At 75.1% G+C, this 20,941-nt stretch carries 20 protein-coding genes; 10 read left to right on the forward strand and 10 right to left on the reverse strand.

The window, feature by feature from the left end:
• Positions 1-181: 181 nt before the first annotated feature.
• Positions 182-1,375: an ROK family protein gene (locus tag EV189_RS18300; RefSeq protein WP_130494462.1), complete on the reverse strand. Its 1,194-nt coding sequence runs from the start codon at positions 1,373-1,375 to the stop codon at positions 182-184.
• A 295-nt stretch (positions 1,376-1,670) separates the two neighbouring features.
• Here EV189_RS18300 and EV189_RS18305 point away from each other — a divergent pair, with 295 nt between their 5' ends.
• Together EV189_RS18305 and EV189_RS18310 are read left to right on the forward strand one after the other, a co-directional pair.
• On the forward strand, positions 1,671-4,304 hold the full coding sequence (locus EV189_RS18305; protein WP_231116555.1) for a glycoside hydrolase family 3 protein: 2,634 nt from the start codon (positions 1,671-1,673) through the stop codon (positions 4,302-4,304).
• Positions 4,305-4,434: 130 nt separating this feature from the next.
• Entirely contained in the window at positions 4,435-6,024 is a 1,590-nt protein-coding gene (locus EV189_RS18310) for a hypothetical protein (protein ID WP_130494463.1), read from the forward strand.
• Positions 6,025-6,027: 3 nt separating this feature from the next.
• On the opposite strand, the gene EV189_RS18315 is transcribed toward EV189_RS18310, so the two are convergent.
• The gene (locus tag EV189_RS18315) at positions 6,028-7,155 is read right to left on the reverse strand and encodes a toll/interleukin-1 receptor domain-containing protein (protein ID WP_130494464.1); all 1,128 of its coding nucleotides are present in this window, start codon (positions 7,153-7,155) and stop codon (positions 6,028-6,030) included.
• A 144-nt stretch (positions 7,156-7,299) separates the two neighbouring features.
• Positions 7,300-7,821 (reverse strand): DUF1990 family protein, encoded by a 522-nt coding sequence (locus EV189_RS18320; RefSeq protein WP_130494465.1) that lies wholly within the window; start codon positions 7,819-7,821, stop codon positions 7,300-7,302.
• Positions 7,822-7,881: 60 nt separating this feature from the next.
• Between EV189_RS18320 and EV189_RS18325 the strand changes: the two genes are divergently transcribed.
• Positions 7,882-8,385, forward strand: a complete 504-nt coding sequence (locus EV189_RS18325; protein ID WP_130494466.1) for a SigE family RNA polymerase sigma factor — start codon at positions 7,882-7,884, stop codon at positions 8,383-8,385.
• A complete protein-coding gene (locus EV189_RS18330) occupies positions 8,385-9,359 on the forward strand; it encodes a hypothetical protein (RefSeq protein ID WP_130494467.1) in 975 nt (324 codons plus the stop codon). Before EV189_RS18325 ends, EV189_RS18330 begins: the two co-directional genes overlap by 1 nt.
• A gap of 62 nt (positions 9,360-9,421) precedes the next feature.
• Here the strand turns inward: EV189_RS18330 and EV189_RS18335 are convergent, their stop codons facing one another.
• The 6 genes from EV189_RS18335 to EV189_RS18360 all read right to left on the reverse strand — a co-directional run bounded on the left by EV189_RS18335 (position 9,422) and on the right by EV189_RS18360 (position 14,771).
• Positions 9,422-9,883: a DUF309 domain-containing protein gene (locus EV189_RS18335; protein WP_130494468.1), complete on the reverse strand. Its 462-nt coding sequence runs from the start codon at positions 9,881-9,883 to the stop codon at positions 9,422-9,424.
• Positions 9,880-10,797 (reverse strand): alpha/beta fold hydrolase, encoded by a 918-nt coding sequence (locus tag EV189_RS18340; protein WP_231116556.1) that lies wholly within the window; start codon positions 10,795-10,797, stop codon positions 9,880-9,882. The genes EV189_RS18335 and EV189_RS18340 overlap by 4 nt, the downstream gene beginning before the upstream one ends.
• A 5-nt stretch (positions 10,798-10,802) precedes the next feature.
• On the reverse strand, positions 10,803-11,240 hold the full coding sequence (locus EV189_RS18345; protein ID WP_130494469.1) for a phage holin family protein: 438 nt from the start codon (positions 11,238-11,240) through the stop codon (positions 10,803-10,805).
• Positions 11,241-11,354: 114 nt separating this feature from the next.
• Complete coding sequence (gene acs, locus EV189_RS18350) at positions 11,355-13,358, reverse strand: acetate--CoA ligase (RefSeq protein WP_130494470.1); 2,004 nt, start codon at positions 13,356-13,358, stop codon at positions 11,355-11,357.
• A 73-nt stretch (positions 13,359-13,431) separates the two neighbouring features.
• Entirely contained in the window at positions 13,432-13,971 is a 540-nt protein-coding gene (locus EV189_RS18355; protein WP_130494471.1) for a hypothetical protein, read from the reverse strand.
• Positions 13,968-14,771: an HAD family hydrolase gene (locus tag EV189_RS18360; protein WP_130494472.1), complete on the reverse strand. Its 804-nt coding sequence runs from the start codon at positions 14,769-14,771 to the stop codon at positions 13,968-13,970. The genes EV189_RS18355 and EV189_RS18360 overlap by 4 nt, the downstream gene beginning before the upstream one ends.
• 660 nt (positions 14,772-15,431) lie before the next feature.
• On the opposite strand from EV189_RS18360, the gene ssd reads away from it, so the two are divergent.
• The 6 genes from ssd to EV189_RS18390 all read left to right on the forward strand — a co-directional run bounded on the left by ssd (position 15,432) and on the right by EV189_RS18390 (position 19,954).
• Entirely contained in the window at positions 15,432-16,490 is a 1,059-nt protein-coding gene (gene ssd, locus EV189_RS18365) for a septum site-determining protein Ssd (RefSeq protein ID WP_130494473.1), read from the forward strand.
• A complete protein-coding gene (locus tag EV189_RS18370; RefSeq protein ID WP_130494474.1) occupies positions 16,487-17,647 on the forward strand; it encodes a TadA family conjugal transfer-associated ATPase in 1,161 nt (386 codons plus the stop codon). The genes ssd and EV189_RS18370 overlap by 4 nt, the downstream gene beginning before the upstream one ends.
• The gene (locus EV189_RS21040; protein ID WP_130494475.1) at positions 17,644-18,450 is read left to right on the forward strand and encodes a type II secretion system F family protein; all 807 of its coding nucleotides are present in this window, start codon (positions 17,644-17,646) and stop codon (positions 18,448-18,450) included. The genes EV189_RS18370 and EV189_RS21040 overlap by 4 nt, the downstream gene beginning before the upstream one ends.
• The gene (locus EV189_RS20375; protein WP_165400381.1) at positions 18,447-19,172 is read left to right on the forward strand and encodes a type II secretion system F family protein; all 726 of its coding nucleotides are present in this window, start codon (positions 18,447-18,449) and stop codon (positions 19,170-19,172) included. The genes EV189_RS21040 and EV189_RS20375 overlap by 4 nt, the downstream gene beginning before the upstream one ends.
• Before the next feature lie 126 nt (positions 19,173-19,298).
• Positions 19,299-19,544, forward strand: coding sequence for a DUF4244 domain-containing protein (locus tag EV189_RS18385; protein ID WP_231116559.1), 246 nt, complete (start codon positions 19,299-19,301; stop codon positions 19,542-19,544).
• Between the two features lie 68 nt (positions 19,545-19,612).
• The gene (locus EV189_RS18390; protein ID WP_196788596.1) at positions 19,613-19,954 is read left to right on the forward strand and encodes a TadE family type IV pilus minor pilin; all 342 of its coding nucleotides are present in this window, start codon (positions 19,613-19,615) and stop codon (positions 19,952-19,954) included.
• Positions 19,955-20,349: 395 nt separating this feature from the next.
• Here the strand turns inward: EV189_RS18390 and EV189_RS18395 are convergent, their stop codons facing one another.
• Complete coding sequence (locus EV189_RS18395) at positions 20,350-20,862, reverse strand: hypothetical protein (protein WP_130494477.1); 513 nt, start codon at positions 20,860-20,862, stop codon at positions 20,350-20,352.
• Positions 20,863-20,941: the final 79 nt, after the last annotated feature.

Here is a 20,941-nt window from a genome sequence, read left to right on the forward strand (position 1 = left end):
GAGCGGGGACGGGCATGCGGAACCCTCCAACTCCGAGGACAGCAGGCCCGGACGGCCCACCGGAATGTCCACGAAGATCACCCGCATATCAAGCATTTGCGGACGTCGACGTCCTCACCCTGCGCTCCGTTTCCGCCGCTGGGAGCCCAGCGACTCGACGACCCGCTCGCCGATCCTTGGCTCAGCGCCGACCCTCGAGCTCGGCGGTCAAGGCGAGCCCGCCAAGGAGCTCGGCCTCCCCACCGAGTGCGCCGGGGACGACCTGCACAGCCTCGGCGAACAGCGGTCCTGCCTGCGTACGCAGGCTGTCGGTGATCGTCTCGACCACGAGGTCGCTGGTTTGCGCGAGCAGACCGTCCAGCACGACCGCGTCCGGGCTGAGCCACAGGCAGACGTCGGCCAGCAGGCGGCCGACCATGCGCAGCGCCTCAACCGCGGCAGGGGAGACGTCATTCCCGCGGAAGGCGGCCATGGTGAGCAGGTCCCCCAATCGTGTCGGGGGTGCGCCCTTCTCGTCGCCGCTGGTCCCGAGGTCGCTGGTCGAGAGGACAGCGGCGAGGCACCCCCGCCGTCCGCACGCGCAGAGCGGGCCACCGGGCACGGCCTGGATGTGCGCGATCTCCCCGGCGAGACCGGCTGCTCCGCGGATGAGCTGGCCGTTGATGACGATGCCCGCACCGACGCCGTCGACGATCTTGACGAAGACCATGCTCTGGTGCCCGTGGCCCGCGCCGTAGCGGGACTCGCCGAGGGCTGCGAGGTTCGCGTCGTTGTCGGCGACCGCAGGGACCTGGAACCGCTCGGTGAAGGCTGCTGCCGGGTCGCTGAGCATCCAGGCCGGGAGAGGTGGCGCGTCGGGGTGCAGCTGGGCCATGAGGGCGGCGAACTCGTCGACGCCGGCGACTCCTCGCCCCTGCTGGAAGGGAGCAGGTATGCCGATGGCGACCGCGTCCACCTGGTCGGCGCCGGCTGCCTCGAGCATCTCGCGCAGCAGCCGCTCGCCGTCGTCGACCAGGTCGAAGCCGGGCTCGAGCGGGCTGACGGAGAGCGTCCTGGCCTGACGGACGCGGCCCCCTGGTTCGACCAGCCCCGCCCGCAACCGGCTGTGGGACAACGCGACCACGCCCACGAGCGCGGTGCTGGGCGCCAGGTCGAGGCGTACGGCACGCGGCCCCGGGCGACCGGGTCCACGAGGGCCTGCCGCGGTGCCCACGAGCACTCCGGCGTCGAGCAGCGCCTGGACCGCGCCGTTGACGGTCGACTTCGGCAGTCGTGTCAGGGCGAGGACCTCCGCGCGCGTGAGCGGCCCGCGTGCCCTGATGAGCGCGACGACGTCGCGGGCGGTACGGCCGCCGGCCGACTCGGTGTCGCTCACGCCCGCAGCGTACTGCGTGACGCCAGCAGAACCAGCCGGATCCGGGTCAGATCAAGCCTTGATAACGACCCTTGACCCGGCTGAGGCAGGGGGCCAACGTGTGCGGCGGGCCCTCCGAAGAGCGGAGGAAAAGGCCGGAAGCCGGCCTATCCGCAGCCACGCGACGCATAACATCGCGTGGACTGCTGGTGCCCTCGTGTTGGTGCGGGTACGCGCCGCCGCCCCGTGCGCCGCAGGCGACCGGAGCCGGCACGTGCCCTCGGCCAGCCGCACCGAGCCAAAGGAGGCTTCACCAGTGGGACGCGATCGCAAGCACCGCTCTCGGGCGAGGGCAGCAGCCGGCATCGGCGTGCTCGGCCTGCTCGCCGCAGCGACCCAGGCCGGACCGGCCTCGGCCGCGGCACCGACGGTGACGGGGAACCACCACGTCGACCGGCTGCTCGCCAAGATGACCCTCGACGAGAAGCTCTCGATGATCGAGGGCCAGGCCGAGACCGCCTCCGACCGGCAGTACCAGGCTGGCTACCTGCCGGGCATCCCGCGGCTGGGCACCCCCTCGCTGCGGCTGGCCGACGGGCCGCCCGGCGTCGTCACCAAGCAGGACTCGCCGGGCATGACGGCGACGATGGGGCTGGCGGCGACGTTCAGCACCGAGGACGCGCAGGACAACGGCACCGTCATCGGCCGCGACGCGCGCGCCGCCGGGCAGGACGTCGTGCTCGAGCCGTTCGTCAACATGGACCGCGACACCAGCGACAGCCGTGGGTGGAACACCTACGGCGAGGATCCGCTGCTCACCAGCCGGGTCGGCGCCTCGGTCATCACCGGGATCCAGTCCCAGGGCACGATGGCCCAGGTCAAGCACTTCATCGCCTACGACGGCGGGACGAACGCCTCGGTGGATCCGCAGACCCTGCACGAGATCTACCTCGCGCCCTTCGACGCCGCCGTGAAGGCCGGCGTCAGCTCGGTCATGTGCTCCTACAACGCGATCAACTCGGGCTCCCACAGTGCCTGCGGTGACACCGAGACCCTGACCGGCATCCTGCGCAACGAGCTCGGCTTCAAGGGATTCGTGACCTCGGACTGGGGCGGGACCCACTCCACGACGTACCTCAATGCCGGTCTCGACATGGAGATGCCCGGCGGCGGCAACCCCACCGGTGGCGGAGGGTTCACCTCGTTCTTCGCCAAGGACGCGCTCAAGAAGGCACTGGCCTCGGGCACGATCCAGGAGTCCCGCGTGACCGAGGCGGTTGGGCGGATCCTCTACGAGTACGACAAGTTCGGGCTGCTGAGCAACCACCCGGAGAAGCGCCACCAGGTCACCACGCCTCCGGTCAGTGCCGACCTCCAGGTCATCCAGAAGACCGCTGAGGACGCGGCCGTGCTGCTCAAGGACGACGGCGGCGCGCTGCCGCTCAGCGGGAGCGGGTCCACCGCCCTCATCGGTCCGGGCGGCGGGCAGACCATCGCCACCAACGGGACCGGGGAGAAGTCCGGCGGCCTGGTCCAGTACCAGACCGGCACGTACCAGGCGATGCAGCAGGCCCTCGGGTCGTCCGCGAACCTCTCGTACGCCGTGGGGGACGACATGACCGGCACCCCTGTGCCCGCGTCCGCCCTGTCGCACGACGGCCAGCCCGGCCTGCTGCGCACCCCGACCGGCGGCGGCGCGACCTCGGTCGACACCACCCTGGACTTCACCACGGCCAAGGGGAACGCGCTGCCCGCCGGGAGCGCCGACACGTGGACGGGGACGCTCACCGTCCCGGCCACGGGCACGTACTGGCTCGACATCCAGGCGCTGGGGGGCAACGCGTCCCTCGCTGTCGACGGCGCCTCGAAGGCGTCGCTGAACGCGCGGTACGGCGCGCTCCACGCCACCGACGGCAACGGCCCGCTGCCCACCACCGACGGGCTCGCGAACGGGCGCGCCCAGCTCACGCTGACGGCCGGCGCACACACCATCAAGGTCACCACGACCGCCGACGCCTCCACCGGCAAGCCCACCCAGGTCCGCCTCGCGTGGGTCACGCCCGAGCAGCAGCAGGCGGACCACGATGCCGCTGTGGCTGCGGCGAAGAAGGCCACGACCGCGGTCGTCTTCGCGTGGAGCTCCGGAGACCTGTCGCAGCCCCTGCCCGAGGGCCAGGACCAGCTCATCGACGACATCACCGCCGTCAACCCGAACACCGTCGTCGTGCTCAACACGAGCCAGCCCGTCGCGATGCCGTGGCTGTCGAAGGTGAAGGCCGTCCTCGAGATGTGGTACCCGGGCGACCGCGGTGGCTACGCGACCGCGGACGTGCTGCTCGGCAAGGCCAATCCCGGCGGCCGTCTGCCCTTCACCTGGGCCGCCTCGCTGGACCAGGAGCTCGCGCACCAGAGCAGCCACCCCGAGCGGTCCTCCACCGGTGTCGGTGGCAGCTCCTGCGCCGGGTTCAGCGGCTTCAACACTCCCTGGCTCTGCGGCCTGACGACGTACTCCGAGGGCGTCGACATCGGCTACCGGTTCTTCGCCGCGAACCACGAGACACCGCTGTACCCCTTCGGGTACGGCCTGTCGTACAGCACCTTCCAGTACTCCGGGCTCACCACGGCGCCGGCCGAGGACGGTGGCGTGGACGTCACCCTCACGGTGTCCAACACCGGGAGCAAGGCCGGCGACACCACGCCGCAGGTGTACCTCGACGCTCCGAAGACGCAGCCGGCAGGCGCCCAGTTCGCGCCGCGCACGCTGGCCGGGTTCACCCGGGTGACCGTTCCCGCGGGGGCGAGCAGGAGCGTCACCATTCACGTCGCCAAGCGGCAGCTGCAGTACTGGTCCATCGCCGGCGGCTGGACCACGGCCACCGGCGCGCGCGACCTGCACGTCAGCACCGACGCCACGACCGACGTCCTGACGGGCGGCATCACGGTCAGCTGACGTCCCAGGTGGGGCAGGGGTGGGCGGACTCCTCCGTCCACCCCTGCTCGCGTCGACCCCTGACTTCCCGCTCGGGCAACGTGTCCTCGCTCGCGCCCCCGTGAGGGCTGGCGCGTCCTAGCCTGCGGACGTGGCTCCGTCTCCTGCCTCCCAGGGTGCGACCGGGCGCGGACCCGCCGTGCCGCTGGAGTTCCGGGTGGGCGTGACCGGACGCCGGTACGCCGCGGCGGACCCTGCGCTGCAAGCGGTCGTCGACGACGAGCTCGAGCGCATCCGCGACTCCCTCGCACTCCCTCCGCTGAGCGCGACGCCGGTCGGCATCACCGTGGTGTCGCCCCTCGCCGAGGGCGCCGACCGGCTGGTGGCCCGCGCGGGGCTCGCCGCCGGGCACGGGCTCGAGGTGCTGCTGCCGCTCGAACCCGCGGACTACCAGGACGACTTCGGGAGCGAACGGTCGCGCGAGGAGTTCCGCGCCCTGCTCGCCGCGGCCCGCAGCACGACCCGTCTGCCTCCGGTCGCCTCGCGCGACCTCGCGTACCTCGCGGCCGGTCAGGCCGTGGTCGCCCGCAGCGACGTGCTGCTCGCCCTCGTCGACGACCGGGAGACCGACGGCGTCGGCGGGACGCGGGACGTGCTCGACCTGGCCGCGCGGGCGGGTGTGCCCGTGCGCCGCATCCGGCTGGACCCCTCCACGGGCAGCGTGGCCGCGGACTGGCTGCCCGACCCGGTCGTCCCGCTGCGTCCGCGGCTGTCGGACGAGGCGGTGCGCCGCCTCGACGAGTTCAACAGCTGGGTCGGGGACCACGCGCCGTCCGCGGAGCCCGGCGGCTCGTTCGGCGAGGCCCTGCAGACCCGCTGGTGCGCAGCGGATCTCTCGGCCCTCGCCTTCCAACGGCGGTTCCGCCTCGTCAGCCGGCTGCTCTACGTCCTCTCACCGACGGCCGTCGCCGTCGTCGCGCTGCAGCTGGTCTTCGAGCTCGACCGGCACGTCGTGTGGGGTGAGGTGGTGGCGCTCGCCCTGCTCGTCGTCACCCTCGCGTACGCCCGGCGCGCGCACCTGCTGGAGCGCTGGGTGTCCGCGCGCTACCTGGCCGAGCGCCTCCGCTCCGCGCCGTACCTCGCGCTGGTGGGCCTCGCGCCCTTCAGCAGCGAGGGAGCGCCGGGCGGCGAGGACCAGCGCGCGGCCGAGGACCCCGCGGACGAGTGGGTCCACCGGGCCCTGGGGGAGATCTGGTGGCACCTGCCACCGTCCCCGCCTGTTCCCGAGGTCGACGAGCTCCACACCCGTCTCGTGGAGGAGTGGGTACGCCCGCAGGTCGACTACCACGCGCAGGTCGCAGAGCGGAGCGCGCGGCGCCAGCACGAGCTCTCCCGGCTGGCGCTCGCGCTCTTCGCCCTCAGCCTGGTCGCTGCGGTGATCCACAGCGCCGGCCTGCTCGAGGACAGCGACCTGCCACGCGTCGTCGACGTCGTCTCGCTGCTGGTCCCGGCGGTGGGAGGCGCCGTCAGCGGGTACGCCGCCACCCGTGACTTCGGCCGCCAGGCCCTGCGGTCCGCAGCGATGTCCCGCAGCCTCCGGCTCGCGCTCGCCGAGCTGAGCTCCGTGCAGGACCTCCCTGCCCTGCAGCGCATCGTGCTGCGCATCGACGAGCGGATGCTGGGCGACTCCGCCGACTGGCACAGGGGAGAGCGGCTGCACGAGCTGGAGCTGGCCGGCTAGGGCTCAGCTGGAGCTCGTCGCCGAGTCGACGGAGCCGATGACGTAGAGCACCCCGACGACGGTGAGGGCGAAGGACGCGAGCGCCCAGCGCCGCGCCCGCCGCGACGCGGTCCGCGCCGCAGCCGTCCGCCCTCCTGCCGCCCGCCCCCGCACGAGCAGCGCCGCGATGACCGCGACGAGACCGCAGAGCAGGGCGGCGCACGCGAAGACCGCTGTGGTCACGCTCGTCTCTGTCGTGCTCGTCGCCTCGGCGTAGGCCGCGCCGTACGTCGCTGCCAGAGCCGGGTAGGGCACCAGCAGGGCGAGCACCGCCAGCAGCAGGTGGCGGCTCGGTGTCTCGTGCGGCGGCTCGGTGACGACCGGTGGGGCTGCTCGCGGCGTCGTGGTGACCTCGGGCACCGACCGCGGCCCCGGAGGTGGTGCCTGCAGCGGCACCCGGACACCCGGCGCGTGGCCGGGCCCGGGGGCGCCCGCCGGTACGCGGGGCGTCGCCACGCGCTGCAGCACCTCGTCGATCTGCTGCACGGCCTGGTACGCCACGTCCGGTCGGGACCGCAGCTGGCGCAGGAGGAACACGACCGCGTCGTGGTCGTCGCTGAGCAGCCGGGCCTTCAGGTCCGCGACGATGACGAGCTGGCGCTCGCGACGGATCTCGGCGGGAGCCCCGATCTCCTCGCTGAACAGGTTCATGTACTTCGCCGGCGCGTCCGGGCGTGGAGGCCGGGGGTCGGGGAGCGGTGGAGCCGGCGGCAGCCCGTTGAGGGCCGCGACGACCCGCAGCATGGTCGCGGGGTCGGTGGGGGAGTAGTGCACCCACTGCGCCCGCGAGATGCTCGGCGGGAAGAGGCCCGGTGAGACGCCGTCCAGGGCCAGAGGGAGGAACGGCTTGCCGAGCTGTGCGGCGTACTCCGCCTCGAGCTGGCACGGTTGCGAGGTCGCGTAGCCTTCGCTGAGCACCGGCACGAACGCATCAGCCGCTTCGATCTTGTCGAGCAGGATCCCCCACCAGTCCTGCCCGCCCTTGAGGTCGCCGTCGAAGAACGGCGCGTAGCCGCCGAGGGTCAGCGCAGCCGCGAGGGTACGCACCGCCGGCTCGTCTCGTCTGACGTAGCTGAGGAACTGGCTGCTCACGGCTCACCTCCGTGCGCCCACGGTCGCGACGGACTCGCGGGCCTGCCGCCAGGATCCGAGGAGGGCGCGCACGCCGTCAACGGGGTGCACCCAAGGCGGCGGAGTCCTTGCCTCATCGTGCGGGGGCCGGCGGCGGGCCCGGCCTCAGGGGCGCAGGGCGCGGGCGTACCTCCTGCGGTAGACGCGCTGCGCGACGAGGACGGCGGGGAAGGCCAGGCGCCAGCGCCCGCGCGGCGGTCGGGTCAGCGAGCGCAGGGTCAGCCAGACCTCGTCCCCCTCGCGGTGCAGCACGAAAGCCTCCTCGCCAGCGACGGGGTGCCCGTCGAGCGTGCCGTACGCGAACCCCCGTCGGTCCGGCTCGTCGACGACCGCGGCGATGAAGACCGGCTCCCGCAGGCGGAGGGGACCGATCCGGGCGAGCAGCTCGAGGCGCTGCCCGGTGCGTACGCGGCCGGCGGGGTGGACCTCGAAGCCGCTGCACGTCTTCACCTCCCACGCGAGCAGGGCCGCGGAAGCGCTGCGCCACAGGTGCTCGCCGTGACCGACGACGACCGTCCGCTCGAACGACCGGTAGCCGCGTGGCCGGGCGCGCCACTCGGGCTCGGCCGGACACGTCGCACCGACCTCGTCGTACGTCGCGGAGCGTTCGCTGAGAGGGCGCGGCACGCCGGGCAGCGTACGCAGAACCTCTGGAGGCACCGGCGCGTACCAGGCAGTGTGAGCAACGTGCGGCAGCCCCCGGAGCGCGACGAGGAGTTCGTGGCCTTCGTCGCCGCTACCTCACAGCGCCTGCTGCACGTCGCCTGGCTCGTCTGCGGGGACCGGCACCGGGCCGAGGATCTCGTGCAGACGGCGCTCGCGGGGACCTACCGCCACTGGGGCAGGGTCCGCCAGCAGGACGCGTACGCCTACGCCCGGCGCGCGGTGCTGAACGCGAACATCTCCTGGTGGCGGCGGCTCGCCCGGGAGCGCTTCGTCGAGCCGCCCGAGCTGCCCGGACCGGATGAGGCGGAGCGGAGCGATGTGCGCGAGTCCTTGAGGGCGTCGCTCCTCGCGCTCACCGCACGGGAGCGGGCCGTCGTCGTCCTGCGCTACCTCGAGGACCTCAGCGAGGAGCAGACAGCCGCCGAGCTCGACATCGCCCGCGGAACCGTCAAGAGCACGGCATCCCGCGCTCTCGCCAAGCTGCGCGCCGACGCTGGTGCCGCCGCTCTCGCGGAAGGACGCTGATGACTCCGACGACACCGCAGGACCTCCTGGCGCCGCTGAAGGACTGCGCCGACCTGCCGCCGCTGTCCGGCACGGCCGTGATCGCGCACGTGCACCGGCAGGACCGGCGGCGGCGGTCGGCCGTCACCGCCGCCGTCGTCGTGGTCGTTGCCGCAAGCGCGGTCCTCGCGGTCCACCGTCCGCCCGGGCTCGCACCGGCACAGGCGCCGCGGTACGTGCCGCCGACCGCGGCACCCCACCCTGTCGTCCTGCGCCACCCCGTCTGGGAACAGCGGGCCGTGCATGGGATCCGCATGGAGCGGGACCCACGCCGGCTGCGCCTGCAGTACGCCGGGGGTGCGAGCTGGCCGTGCGAGGGGACCGCCCGCGCGACGGTCGCGGAGTCCGCAGCGTCCGTCCGTGTCACGGTGGAGGTCCAGCGGACGAGGGACGAGGCGCACGACCCCGGAAGTCACGCGTGCACGGAGAACGACGAGAACCTCGGCGTGACCCTGGAAGCGCCGGTCGGGACGAGGACGGTCGTCACGGTGGAGCAGGGGCGGCAGGTGCCCGTGCCCGTCGTCGGGGCCTCCTACGACCTGTCGCCCACGGCGCTGCCGCCGGGCTACGAGCTGGCGTCCGAGGGCGCGCCCAGCGGCACCCGCGGCTGGTGGCGGCGCTGGTCCGATGCGCTCCATCCGCCCCGTGCGATGATGCCGGTCGACGCCGCGACGCGGCCGGACGTGACCGTGTACATCGACGCCCCGCACCCCTGGGACCAGGCGCACGTCGCGGTGGTGGGGGCGGTCCGGGTGCGCGGACAACAGGCGAAGGTGCTGCGCGACACCATCAATGGCGGCCTCTTCGTCACGTGGCAGGACCTCGCGACGGACCACCACCTGACGGTCTGGAGCGTGCCCCAGGTGCCTGGAGCCCGCGCCTACACGGCCCGCCAGCTCGAGCGGATCGCGAGCTCCATCGCCCCTACCCCGTAGTCCGAGCGCCGGGGACTCACGACCGCAGGCCATCCTTGTGCGAGAGCCTTGCCCCGAGACTCTCAGTCCTGCACGAGGCGAGGCGGCGGGACCGCTTGCGCCACAGACGCTCCTGCCACCTCGCGGGCGAAGGCGGCGAGCTCCTCGGTGCGCACGGCGTACGGCCGCTGACCGGCGTACGTGTCCAGCCGGTCGGCCGCGCGCAGCAGCAGTGCCCGTCCCCCGCGGGCGTTCCCCCGGGCCAGGTGCGTGAGCCCGACGCAGAGCTGCGCGAGCCCCTGCCACAGCTCGCGCTCCTCGTCGGGGGCGGCCTTCCACGTGCCCTCGAGGATCTCGTGGGCGTGGAAGGGCATGCCGTCGTCGAGCAGCTCCTGCGCACGGACGAGCGCCTCACGCGGCGGCAGCACCAGCTCGTCGGGGATGCGCGGGACACCCGCCGACCCGGGCGGCAGCGGGCGGCCGAGGGAGTCACGCGGGCGCGAGTTCTGCGCGCGCCCCTGGGGGTCCCGGTCGCGCTCGCTCATGCGACGAGCCCCTGCTCGCCTAAGAACGCCAGCACCTCGCGGACGACGACCTCGGGGGCCTCCTCCTGGACGAAGTGGCCCGCTCCGGGGACGAGCTGCCAGCGGTAGTAGCCGGTGACGTGCGCGGCCGACCCCGCCGCCGTGCGCGACAGGACCGCGTGGTCCTCGGCTCCGTGCAGGTGCAGGACGGGGGCCTTGACCGGCACTCGCATGCCCCGCGCGTACCTCGCTCCGTCGGGGCGCACCAGCGAGCGCACCGCCCAGCGGCTGTACTCCAGCGAGCTGTGCGCCACGCCGGCGATCCGCATCGCCTGCCGGTAGGTCTCGACGACCTCGTCCGCCGGTGGCTGCGCGGACCATGCGCGGAGCAGGTGCCCGACGTACGCCGCGTCGTCCTCGACCAGCCGGCGCTCCGGCAGCAGCGGGAGCTGGAAGCCGAGGACGTGCCGGCTCACGGCGAGCTGCGCGGGGTCGCGTCCGACGGCCGCGCGGAAGCGCAGGGGGTGCGGCGCGCCGATGGCGACCAGGCCGCGCACCTGCTTCGGGTACGCCACCGCCGCCGTCCACCCGAGCAGACCGCCGAGCCCGTTGCCGACGACGACGGCGTCGGCGGCGCCGAGCGCGCGGACCACGCCCACGACGTCGGACGCGAGCGTCGCGGGGTCGTAGCCGCGCGGCGGCTTGTCGCTGGCGCCGTAGCCGCGCAGGTCCATCGCGACAGCCCGTACGCCGGCAGACGCGAGCGCGGGGATGACGTGCCGCCAGGTCCACCAGAACTGCGGGAACCCGTGCAGCAGCAGGACCAACGGGCCCTCGCCGGCCTCGGCGACGTGGAAGCGCGCACCACCGGCGGCGACCATGCGGTGCTCCCACGGACCCTCGACGAGGGCGGTGGAGGCGTCCAGCACGGCCACGCGGGTCAGTGCTTCGCCGACCCCTTGATGAGGGACACGCTGTCCTTGGTCGTGCGGATCGTGCGCTCGGGTGCGCTGATCCGCTTGACCTGCTTGATGCCGATGAAGACGAGGCCGCCTGCCACCAGGAGGATGACGATCGCCACGATGAGGAAGGCGAGGCTGTTCGGGAGCCCCAGCGCGGTCAGCCCGAGGGCCGCGGCGATGACCAGCATGATGAGCGCGAGCAGGCCGAGCAGGCCCGCCACGATGAACATGCCGCTGCCGGCGACGGCGTGCTTGACCTCGTTGCGGAGCTCGGTCTTCGCGAGCTCGACCTCGGCCCGCACCAGCGCGGAAAGGTCCTTGGTCGCGGACGCGACGAGCTTCCCGAGGGAGGGCTCCTCGCCGCCGGGGACCGTGACGGTCACGTCACCGGTGCTGTTGTGGTACGTCGTCGACATGGTCGCCCTGTCCCCTCCGAGGCGCGCGGTCACACCTGCGCGGACGATCATGCCCGGTCCGGCGGCCGGATGCAGCACTGGGCTGCAGACCGGCCGCCGACCGGCAGGACGCGGCTAGTCCTCGCTGCTGGCGGCGGCCGGCAGCTGCTGGCTGATGAGGTCCATCACCGTCGAGTCGGCGAGCGTCGTGACGTCGCCGACGGAGCGGTTCTCGGCCACGTCGCGCAGCAGCCGACGCATGATCTTGCCCGACCGGGTCTTGGGCAGCTCGGCCACGACGAGGATCTGGCGGGGCTTGGCGATCGGGCCGATCTCCTTGCTCACGTGGTTGCGCAGCTCCTGGACCAGCGCATCGCCCTGGGCGGTGGCCGCGGCGGCGTCTCCGCGGGGGATGACGAAGGCGACGATCGCCTGCCCGGTCGTCGGGTCGGTCGCCCCCACGACCGCGGCCTCCGCGACCTTGGGATGCGAGACCAGTGCGGACTCGACCTCCGTCGTGGAGATGCGGTGGCCCGAGACGTTCATGACGTCGTCGACGCGGCCGAGCAGCCAGATGTCGCCGTCGTCGTCCTTCTTCGCGCCGTCACCGGCGAAGTAGCGGCCGGGGAACCGCGACCAGTACGTCTCCGTGTAGCGCGCGTCGTCGCCCCAGATCCCGCGCAGCATGCCGGGCCACGGCTCGGTCAGCACGAGGTAGCCGCCCCCGCCGTTGGGCACCGGGTTGCCGGAGTCGTCGACGACCTCGGCGCTGATGCCGGGCAGCGGGCGCTGCGCCGAGCCGGGCTTCAGCGTCGTGACGCCGGGCAGCGGCGAGATCATCAGCCCACCGGTCTCGGTCTGCCACCACGTGTCGACGATCGGGGTCCGGTCGCCGCCGATGACCCGGCGGTACCAGACCCAGGCCTCGGGGTTGATCGGCTCGCCCACGCTGCCGAGCACGCGCAGCGCCGACAGGTCGTAGCCCTGGGGGATCTCCTCGCCCCACTTCATCATCGTGCGGATGAGGGTCGGGGCCGTGTAGAGGATGGTGACGCCGTACTCCTGGGCAATCTCCCACAGCCGGCCCTTGTGCGGGGTGTCCGGCGTCCCCTCGTACATCACCTGCGTCGCGCGGTTGGCCAGCGGCCCGTACACGATGTAGGAGTGGCCGGTCACCCAGCCGATGTCCGCCGAGCACCAGTAGACGTCGCTGTCGGGCTTGAGGTCGAAGACGTAGCGGTGCGTGTAGGAGACGTGCGTGAGGTAGCCGCCCGTCGTGTGCAGGATGCCCTTCGGCTTCGCCGTGGTCCCGCTGGTGTAGAGGATGAACAGCGGGTGCTCGGCGTCGTGCGGCTCGTACGCGTGGGTGTCCGGCTGGCGGTCCACGACCTCGTGCCACCAGACGTCCTTCGCGTCGTCCCACGCGACGTCCTGGCCCGTACGCCGCACCACGAGCACCTTCTCGACGCTCGTCGTGCGCGCGACCGCCTCGTCGACCGCGGGCTTGAGCGCTGACGGGGCGCCGCGCCGGTAGCCGCCGTCGGCGGTGATGACGAGCTTCGCGCTCGCGTCGTCGATGCGGCTCGCCAGCGCGTCGGCGGAGAAGCCGCCGAACACCACCGAGTGCGGGGCGCCGATGCGGGCGCAGGCGAGCATCGCGACCGCGGCCTCCGGGACCATCGGCAGGTAGATCGCGACGCGGTCGCCCTTCTGCACGCCGAGCTCGGTCAGCGCGTTGGCGGCCTTCGCGACCTCGCGCTGGAGGTCGGCGTACGTGATCGTGCGGGTGTCGCCCGGCTCGCCGATCCAGTGGATGGCCACCTGGTCGCCGTGCCCGGCCTCGACGTGCCGGTCGACGCAGTTGTAGGCGACGTTGAGGGTGCCGCCCACGAACCACTTGGCGAAGGGCGCGTCCCACTCGAGCGCGGTGTCCCACGGGGTGTCCCAGTGCAGGGCGCGCGCCTGCTCCTCCCAGAACCCGACGCGGTCGGCTGCGGCCCGGTCGTAGAGGTCGGGCTGGCCGTTGGCCTGCGCGGAGAACTCGGCGCTCGGCGGGAACCGGCGCTCCTCGTGCAGCAGGTTGGAGAGGCCCGCCTGCGCAGCGCTGCTCGTCCCGCGGGTCGTCGTGCCGTCGCTCACGATGCTCCTTCGCTCCGTGTCCTGCGCTGCCGCTGCCCGAGCAGCACCGCGGACAGCCTGCCACGACGCCGGTCTAGCTGGTACGGGGGACGCCGCCCTCCGTCGGCCGCCCCGCGCAGGTGTCGAGCCACACCTGCCGGGCCAGTGCCTCGAGGTCGCCACCGGGCACGGCCCCGCTGGCCGGCTGGCCGCCGCGGGTGCCCGTCCAGTGCAGGTCGCCGACGATCTCGTCGGGCACGTCGCGGGTGCAGTCCGGCCCTCCCGGCCACCGCACGACGACGGCCGCGTCCTGGTGCGCGCCGACGGCGAACCCGCCGGCCGGCAGCTCGCCGGTGAAGGGCGGGTCCGCGATGAGTGCGGTGAGGACGACCGGGGTGTCGTCGCCGTCGTGCAGGCGCAGCCGGACGAGCAGGTCGCCGCCCGCGCTGTCGACGGTCGGGTCCTCCGCGGTGAGCCCCGGCGGGTCGGTCGCCTCGGGAACCGCGGCGGCGAACGACGGTGCCGTCGCGGCCGCCCCGGCGGTCGTCCCGGTGCCCAGGGTCACGAGGCGCACGGCGCCGAGCACGAGCAGGACCGCCAGCAGGACGGTGCCGGCGACGCGCGGGGCCTTCACCGCCGCCCTCGTCGCAGCGGCAGCACCAGGGCGGCGAGCGCGACGAGCGCGACGAGCGCGACTGCCGCGGCGACCACGCGGCGCCGCCGCCGCGGCAGCCGGACCGGACGGCGGAACTCCAGCACCGGCCACCCCCGCGCGACGGCCGTGCGCCGCCACGCCCGATCGGGGTTGACCACCGCGGGGTGGCCGACCGCCTCGAGCATGGGCAGGTCGCTCGCCGAGTCGCTGTACGCCCAGCTCGCGGCGAGGTCGTAGCCGACCTCGTCGGCCAGCGCGCGGACCGCCGCGGCCTTGGCCTCGCCGTGCACCCAGCTCTCGATCTCGCCGGTGTAGCGGCCGTCGTCGACCGCGAGCTGCGTGGCCAGGACGTGCGCGGCGCCGAGCAGCCGGCCCACGGGCTCCACGACCTCGGCGCCCGACGCGCTGACGATGACGACGTCGCGTCCCGCCGCGCGGTGCTCCTCGATCAGCGCCAGGGCCTCGGCGTAGACGATGGGGTCGATGAGCTCGTGCACGGTCTCGGCGACCAGCCGCTGCACCAGCGCGACCTCCCAGCCGGTCACGAGGGACGTGAGCACGCGGCCGAGCCGCTCGACCTGCTGGGTGCCGTCGGCGCCGAGCAGGTAGCCCACGTGCGCGAGCGCGCTGCGCAGCTCGCTGCGCCGGGTCAGCAGCCCGGCCCGCCGGAACGCCCGGCTGAAGGCGAGCGAGCTCGACCGGGCGATCACCGTCTTGTCGAGGTCGAAGAACGCCGCGGCCCGTACGCCGCCGGTCGTCGCGCTCACGCACGGGAGCATAGGCAGTGCGCGTGCCGCGGGCGTCGGGGTCGGGTGGCGTGGGGGTCGCCGGGGTACGTCTGCGCGCGCCCGGCGACGGAGCCGCGGGGCGCCGACAGCGCCGCGGGCGCGTCGTTTGCCTTTTGGCCGGGACGGGTCCACGATGGACTCGTCGGCTGGCCTAGCCGCCGGCGCCGCGGATCCGGCTCCTCCCCCCCGAGCCGGATGCGAGGAGTGACGGCCCCCGCTACCCCCCCCAGCGGGGGCCGTCCCACGTCCGGGCCCAGGTCGCGCTGGCAGCGCCGCCGCCGCGCGGTGATCATGCAGGTCTCGGGCGGCCCCTTCCCCGTGATCATGCAGGTCTCGGGCGCTTCCCCCGTGATCATGCACGTCCTGGGGCGCTCTCCGACTTCCCGGCGCGCGCGTGCGCCCCCAGCCCTCCCCTTGATCATGCACGTCCTGGGGCGCTCTCCGACTTCCCGGCGCGCGTGCGCCTCCAGCCCCCTTCCCCGTGATCATGCACGTCCTGGGCGCGCCGGCCCCGTCCTCCACAGGCGCCGCCTGTGCTGCCCGGCCGTGTCGTCCCCAGGTCGGCCCACGCTCCTCGTGCCCTCACCGTCTGCGCGGCACCGTCGCCGTGCGGCGGGTCCCCGTCGCCGCTCGACGACGGAAAGGCCCGCGATGACCCCGCCCCTCCTGCTGAGCTCCGACCCGGAGCTCCACGCCGTCCTCACCAGGCTCGCCGCCGCCGCCGGGGTCGGCCTCGACGTCGTGACGGCCCACGAGGTGACCGGCCGCCGCTGGGCGATGGCGCCGCTCGTGCTCGTCGGCGCCGACTCCGCCCTCGCCCTGGCGGCCCGCGGGCTGCCGCACCGGCGCGACCTCGTGCTCGTCGGAGCCGACGAGGAGGACCTCACCTTCGAGCTGGCCGCGGCGACGGCTGCCGACCACGTCGTCGTCATGCCCTCGGCCGAGCCGTGGCTGCTCCAGCGGCTCGCCCGCACGGACCCCGCCGCGGTGGACGACGGGGTCGTCGTCGGCGTCGTGCCCGGCCGCGGGGGAGCGGGGGCCACGACACTGGCGTGCGCGCTCGCGGTGACCGCAGCCCGGGAGGGCGTCCCCACCGCGCTCCTCGACGCGGACCCCCTGGGCGGCGGCATCGACCTCGTGCTCGGGGCCGAGGACTGCCCGGGCGCCCGGTGGGGCGGTGGCGACGGCGTGCCGCCGCTCGGCGCGGACGACGGACCGCCCGAGGTCGACGGGCTGCTCGTGCTGTCGTGGGAGCGCAGCCCCCTCGGGCCCTCGCTCGTCGCGCCGGAGGAGGCCGTCCTCGACGTGCTCGCCGGGCTGCGCCGCTCGCGCTCGCTCGTGGTGGTGGACCTGCCGCGCTGGTGGGACCCGGCCAGCTCGGCCGCCCTCGACGCGCTCGACGTGGCGCTGCTCATCACCCCGGCCGAGGTGCGCGCCACCGCTGCAGCGGCGGCCGTCTCGGGGAGGCTGCGCGAGCGCGTCGCCGACCTGCGGCTCGTCGTGCGCGGTCCGGCGCCCTCCGGCCTCCCCGCCGAGCTCGTCGCCGACGCCCTCGACCTGCCGCTCGCCGGCGAGCTCGCCCCGGAGCCCGGGCTCGCGCTGGCGCTCGAGCGCGGAGAGCCACCCGCGCGTACGGGCCGGGGGCCGCTCGCCGCCCTGTGCCGGAGCCTGCTCCTCACGCTGCCGCGCGCCGAGGACCGGGCGGCGTGAGCGGGGCCGCAGCCGCGCTCGACGCCCGCGTCCTCGCAGCAGTGCGTCGTCGCCTCGCGGAGGACGGGGGCGAGCCGGAGGCGCTGGCCGTCGCCGACCTCGTGCGCGCGGAGGCTCCTTGCCCGCTGTCCTCCTCCGCCGTGCTCGCCGCCGTCGGCACGCTGCAGGCGGAGCTGTCGGGCGCCGGCCCGCTCGAGCCGCTGCTGGCCGACCCGGAGGTCACCGACGTCCTCGTCAACGCAGGCGGCGAGGTCTGGGTCGACCGGGGGCACGGCCTCGTGCGCTCAGCGGTGCGCTTCGGCGACGAGGGACAGGTGCGCCGGCTCGCCGTGCGCCTGGCGGCCAGGTGCGGGCGCCGGCTCGACGACGCGGCCCCGTGGGTCGACGCCCGGCTGCCGGGCGGCGTCCGGCTGCACGCCGTGGTCCCCCCGGTCGCCGTCGGCGGTACCCACCTCTCGCTGCGGGTCCTGCGCCAGCAGCACCGCTCGCTCGACGAGCTCGTCGAGGACGGCAGCGTCGACCCCGGCGCCGCGGAGCTGCTCCACTCGCTCGTCGCGGCCCGCGCCTCCTTCCTCGTCACGGGGGGCACCGGTTCGGGCAAGACCACGCTGCTCGCCTGCCTGCTCGGCCTCGTGCCGGACGACGAGCGGCTCGTCGTCGCCGAGGACACCACCGAGCTGGCGCCCCGCCACCCCCACGCCCTCTCGCTGGAGGGGCGGCCGTCCAACGCCGAGGGCCGGGGCGCGGTGCCGCTGCGCGAGCTGGTGCGGCAGGCCCTGCGCATGCGGCCCGACCGGCTGGTCGTGGGGGAGGTGCGCGGCGCGGAGGTCGTCGAGCTCCTCGCCGCCCTCAACACCGGGCACGAGGGCAGTTGCGGGACGCTGCACGCGCGCTCGCCCGGTGCCGTCCCGGCCCGCATCGCGGCGCTCGCCGCACCGGCGGGGATGGACGCCGCGGCCACCGCGAGCCAGCTGCTGGCCGGCCTCGACGCGGTCGTCCACGTCGAGCGGACCAGGGAGGGCCGCCGGGTGAGCTCCCTCGGCGTGCTCGAGCCGGACGCTGCTGGCGGGTGCACCGTCTCGACCGCATGGACACCCGCCGGTCGGGGGCCGGGATGGCCCCGTCTCGCGGCACTCCTCGAGCGGCAGGGGACGTGAACCCTCCTGCCGCCCTCGCAGCTGCCTGCGCGGCCCTGCTCGTCACGCTCGGTGGGCGGACGCCGACCGCCCGCGCGAGGCTCCGCGCGCTGGCGCGCCCGCGCGTCCGGCCGGCGTACGAGCGCGGGCTCGACCTCGCGGTCCCTCTCGCTCTGCTGGCGCTCGTGCGCCCCGCCTGGGCTGCGGTGGCGGCGGCGGTCCTCGCGGGCGGTCTGCTCGTCCGGCGACGGGTGGCGGCACGGCGGGTGCGCGACGAGGTGCTCGCTGGGCTGCCCACGGCGCTCGACGCCCTGGCGGCGGCGCTGCGCAGCGGAGCGCCGGCCTCGTCGGCCTGGCGGGTGGCGCAGCGCTCGAGCGCACCTGCCCTGGCCCCGCTGCTCGACCCGGCCGTCCAGTGCGCGGCCCGCGGGGAGGCGCCCGCGCCCGCGCTCGAGGCCGCAGGTCGTGCTGCCGGCGTACCCGTGCTGGTGCGCCTCGCCCTCTGCGCGCGCGTCGCAGGCGAGTCGGGCGCCGCGCTCGCCGACGCGGTCGAGCACCTCGCCGCCGGCTGCCGGGAGGACCTCGAGCTCCGGCGGAGCGTCGCCGTCGAGCTCGCCGCTCCGGTGGCCACGGTGAGGCTGCTCGCCGCTCTGCCGGTGGGTGCGCTCCTGCTGGGGCCTCCGCTCGGGCTCCCCGGCGCGGGAGACCTGGTGGCGAGCCCCTGGGGAGTCGGGTGCGCGGTGGGTGCCGCCCTGCTCGTGCTCGGCGGCGGCGGCTGGTGGTCCCTGCTCGTGCACCGCGCGCTGCCCACTGGGGCGCGGTGAGTGCGCTGCCGCTGGTGGCGGGCGCGGCGGCCGGCGCCCTGGTCCTCGTCGCCGCGGCCCCCGACGGCCGCCGTCGGCTGCGCACCCTGCCGCCGCCTGCTCCAGCTGCACCCAGCGCCCGGCGGCCTCGTGCGAGCGGGGACCTGCGCGCCCTGCTCCCCTGGGTCGTCGCTCCCGTGCCCGCCCTGCTCCGGCCCGACGCCGCGCACCTGCTGCTCGGCCTGCTCGCGGCGGCCTGCCTGCGCCGCGTGCTCGCCGCCCGGCGGGAGCCTCCGCCACGCCTCGCCGACCTCGACGAGCTCGCGGTCGTGCTCGACGTGCTCGTCGCCTGCCTGCGCAGCGGCGCCCCTCTCGGCCGGGCGCTCGGAGCGGCGTCCGGGGCCGGGCACGGGCCCACGGCCGGGCGGCTGCGCAGTGCCGGCTCTGCGCTCGGTCTCGGCGCGCCTCCCGAGGAGGTGGCAGCGCTCCTCGCGGAGCACGCGCTCCTCCGCCCGCTCGCGAGCGTCCTCACCGGGGGAGCGGGCGAGGGGGTGCCCGTCGCGGACGCCGTCGCCCAGGTCGCCGAGCAGGTGCGGCGCGAGCGAGCAGCCCGTGCCACTGCGGAGGTGCGCCGCCTCGGCACCCGCCTGGCCCTGCCGCTGACCGGCTGCTTCCTGCCGGCGTTCCTCCTCGTCGCGGTCGTCCCAGCCGTGGTCCGTACGGGCCTGAGCCTGCTCGCCTGACCTCCGTCCCCAGGGGCCCGTCGCGTCGCAGACCGCGGTCATCCCCAGCCGCGCCCCGAGCCCTGGTGGGAGGTGGGAGCCCGGACGAGGCTCGAGCTCGACCCGCCCACCCCTCCAGGAGGAACCGTGCCCGTCCCCCGTCCCCGCCGCCTGCCCGTCGTCCTGCTGCTGCTGGGCGCTCGAGCCCGTCGCCTCGCGCGCATGAGCCGCACGGGGGGAAGCGGGGACGCGGGGATGACCACGGCGGAGTACGCCGTCGGCACCCTCGCCGCCTGCGGCTTCGCCGCCCTGCTGCTCAAGGTGCTGACCAGCGCGACGGTCGCGGGCCTGCTCAGCGGGCTCGTCGCGCGTGCCCTCGCGGTGGCCGGGTGACGGGCGAGGACGGCGCACGCCGGCTCCGCACCGGCGCGCGGGACGACGCTCGGAGGAGCGACCTGGGGATGGTGACCGCCGAGGCGGCCCTCGCCCTCCCTGCTCTGGTGGTCGCGGTCCTCGTGGCCGTCTCCGTCGTCCTGCTCGCCGTACGACAGGTGCAGTGCGCCGACGCTGCAGGCGCCGCGGCCCGGGCGGCCGCTAGGGGTGATGACCCGGGACGCGTCCGCGCGCTCGCCTCCGCCGCCGCCCCTCCCGGGGCGCGGGTCGAGGTGGCCGCGGACGACCAGGTCGTCACCGTCGTCGTCGCGTGGCGCCTGCCGCCCGGGCTGCCCGGGCTGCACGAGCTGGAGGTCACCGCCCGGCAGGTGGTGCCGACCGAGTCCGCACGCCTCGCGGACTCCCCATGAGCGCCACTGCCGCCCGGTCCCGGTGCGGCACACCAGCGCGCGAGCGGGGCAGCGCCACCGTGCTCGTGCTCGCCGGCGCGGTGGTCGTGCTCGCCGTCGCGCTCGCCGGCGTGGCGCTCGGCAGTGCCGTGGTGGCGCGCCACGAGGCAGCGGCGCTGGCGGACACCGCCGCTCTCGAGGCTGCGCGGGCGCAGCTGGCCGTCGCCGCTGACGAGCCGTGCGCCGCGGCAGCGAGGGTGGTCCGCGCCTCGCCGCGCCCAGCCGAGCTGCTGGCCTGCAGCGCGGGAGCCGCCGGGCGCGTCGACGTCCAGGTCGAGCTCAGTTCGCCCCTCGGCGTCCCGGCACGGGCCTCGGCCTCGGCCGCCCCGCTCGGGGGCGCGGAGGGCGGAGCAGGCTCAGGAGCGCGGGCTGCCGTCGGCGCGCACGGTCGCGCCCTCGCGGTCGCGCAGGTCGATCTCGCGCGCGTCGGGAGCGCTGCCGCCGACCGTGCGCCCGTCGCGGGCGGCGGTGTCGACCACGCGCCCCTCGTTGGGAGCAGCGCCGCTGGTCGCGGTGCTACCGGTGCTGCCCGAGGCTGCCGTCGTGCCGCTGGCGGCCCGCTCGCGCCGCAGGCGCGACTCGAGCTCGGCCTTCTCGGCCTCGAGCCGCTCCACCTCGGTCCGCCGCGAGCGCTGGAGCTCCCGCACCTCCTGCCGGCGACGGCGGCTGCGCGACAGCGACGCCTTGAGCAGCCACAGGCCGAGGGCCAGCACGAGACCGGCCACGGCGCCCGCCACGAACACCTCGCGGGCCGAGGTCGAGATGTCCCAGCCCGAGATCGAGATCGTGAGGCTCTCGTCGGCGCGGGCGAGCATGACCGCGGTCGCGGCACCGGCGGCGACGATCAGCAGCAGGGCGAGCAGCAGCATGGGAGTGCCTCCTTCGTCGGGCGGAGGCTTCCCGCCGCGCGCGCCGCCTACTCCTCGACCAGGCCGGAGTCCCCCGGTC

This window comes from Motilibacter rhizosphaerae, assembly GCF_004216915.1.
GTDB lineage: Bacteria > Actinomycetota > Actinomycetes > Motilibacterales > Motilibacteraceae > Motilibacter > Motilibacter rhizosphaerae.

Excerpts from the sequence above, each read along its gene's own strand:
- EV189_RS18330 (WP_130494467.1), top strand. The coding sequence starts at position 8,385 with ATGACTCCGACGACACCGCAGGACCTCCTGGCGCCGCTGAAGGACTGC.
- EV189_RS18335 (WP_130494468.1), bottom strand. The coding sequence starts at position 9,883 with ATGAGCGAGCGCGACCGGGACCCCCAGGGGCGCGCGCAGAACTCGCGC.
- EV189_RS18345 (WP_130494469.1), bottom strand. The coding sequence starts at position 11,240 with ATGTCGACGACGTACCACAACAGCACCGGTGACGTGACCGTCACGGTC.
- EV189_RS18360 (WP_130494472.1), bottom strand. The coding sequence starts at position 14,771 with ATGCTCCCGTGCGTGAGCGCGACGACCGGCGGCGTACGGGCCGCGGCG.
- ssd (WP_130494473.1), top strand. The coding sequence starts at position 15,432 with ATGACCCCGCCCCTCCTGCTGAGCTCCGACCCGGAGCTCCACGCCGTC.
- EV189_RS18390 (WP_196788596.1), top strand. The coding sequence starts at position 19,613 with ATGGTGACCGCCGAGGCGGCCCTCGCCCTCCCTGCTCTGGTGGTCGCG.
- EV189_RS18395 (WP_130494477.1), bottom strand. The coding sequence starts at position 20,862 with ATGCTGCTGCTCGCCCTGCTGCTGATCGTCGCCGCCGGTGCCGCGACC.